Here is a 1765-nt window from a genome sequence, read left to right as displayed (position 1 = left end):
ATTTCCGTCTTTGAGGCATCAGTCCCTCTCTCAGGACTGTCCCTTATATCCTTGTCTCAGTTTTGGGGTGCACTCCAAGAGTCGTGGAATTTCGTGCGCGTCGAGCAACGCCCGGACATCACTGCCTACTGCCTACTGCCTACTGCCTACTGCCTACTGCCTACTGCCTACTGCTCATCCCGCATCGATTTCCGACTGCAAGGCCTGCATATGCACGGCGGCGGCCGATGAAGCGGCTCGCTCTATCGCCCGAAACCGGCTGACGACCGCCAGACCCACCGATGTCAGTTGCGCGCCGCCGCCTTTGCGGCCGCCTGTCTGCGCCGCGACCAGCGGCTTGCCGAATACCCGGTTCATGTCCTCGACCAGGTCCCAGGCATGCTTGTAGGACATCTCCATGCCGCGCGCCGCGGCCGAGATCGAGCCGAAGGCGGCGATCTGTTCCAGCAACTCGATCTTGCCGGGGCCGATCCGGCCGTTGGGGTCGAGATTTATCCGCAGGCTCAACGATGGCATGCCTTGTCCTCCGCGATCATGCCGAGATTACCCTCTCTGCCGCCAGATCGCTATTCCAAATCAACATAGCGATATTGCTCTTTCGTCAACCATCGGCCTCAATCGACAGCCCTGCCCCGGTCGTCGCGCTGTCGAAGCTCACTGTCTTGATCACCGCGAACACCTGGCGGCCAAGCGCCAGACGAAGGGTGTGTTTGGACTGTTCGGTGATACGCGCCAGCACGACCGCGCCATTGCAGTCGATGGCGATTTCCACCGTCGGCCCTATGCCCGGCCTGACAGCCGTGATCGTCCCCGCCAAAATGTTAAGCGCGCTGAGGCCCGCCGGCTGCTCGGTGGCGATCATGACGTCGCGGGCGCGGATGCGCAGCCGCACCGTGGCTCCGACCGGCCGGGCCAGCCGCGGCACACGTATCTCACCGGCCTGCGAGCCGAGCACGGTCATGCCGAATGCCTCGTCGTGGCGCAGAATTTTGGTATCGAGCACCGCTCCGCCCTCGCCGCGCTCTTCCGCCGGCAACAGGTCGAGCCGCTGCATGATCGCCTCGGTCGGGCCTGAGGCCGCGACCTTGCCCTGAGACAGCACCACGACGTCGCTCGCCAGCCGCGCCACCTCGGCGACGGAATGGCTGACATAGACGATCGGGATCTTCGTCTCGTCGCGCAGCCGCTCGATATAGGGCAGGATCTCGGCCTTGCGCGCCTCGTCGAGGGAGGCGAGCGGCTCGTCCATCAAAAGCAGTTTCGGGCTGGCGAGCAGCGCGCGGCCGATCGCGACACGCTGTTTTTCACCGCCCGAAAGTTTCGCCGGCCGCCGGTCGAGCAGATGCCCGATGCCGAGCAGGTCGACCACCGCATCCATTTTGGCGTAGCGTTCGGAAGCCGGCGTGAACCAGCGGCCGTAGCGCAGATTGCCGGCGACGCTCATATGCGGGAACAGCCGCGCATCCTGGAACACCATGCCGATCCGCCGTTTGTGCAGAGGCACGAAGACGCCCGCAGCGGTGTCAGCCAAAACGCGCCCGTCGACGGCGATGCCGCCCTTGTCCGGACGGATCAGGCCAGCGATCAGGTTAATCAGCGTCGACTTGCCCGAGCCGGACGGCCCGAACAGCGCCGTCAGCCGGCCGGCGCTCTCGAAACGCGCTTCCAGGGCGAAATCGCCGAGCCGATGGCTGATGTCGACGGAGAGCGTCATTCGATGTCCATCCGCCGGCCGATGCGCCGCGCCAGCACTTCCGACGCGATG

General features: G+C 64.8%; 2 protein-coding genes. Both read right to left on the bottom strand.

Annotated features, from left to right (window positions below):
• Positions 1-174: 174 nt before the first annotated feature.
• Complete coding sequence (locus FJ471_RS34500) at positions 175-516, bottom strand: winged helix-turn-helix domain-containing protein (protein WP_140811484.1); 342 nt, start codon at positions 514-516, stop codon at positions 175-177.
• An 85-nt stretch (positions 517-601) separates the two neighbouring features.
• Positions 602-1714, bottom strand: a complete 1113-nt coding sequence (gene modC / locus FJ471_RS34495; protein ID WP_140811477.1) for a molybdenum ABC transporter ATP-binding protein — start codon at positions 1712-1714, stop codon at positions 602-604.
• Between the last annotated feature and the right edge of the window lie 51 nt (positions 1715-1765).

This window comes from Mesorhizobium sp. B2-7-1, from assembly GCF_006440735.1.
Lineage (GTDB): Bacteria > Pseudomonadota > Alphaproteobacteria > Rhizobiales > Rhizobiaceae > Mesorhizobium.
Note: the sequence above shows the minus strand (reverse complement) of the source record. Positions and strands in the feature narration are given on the sequence as shown.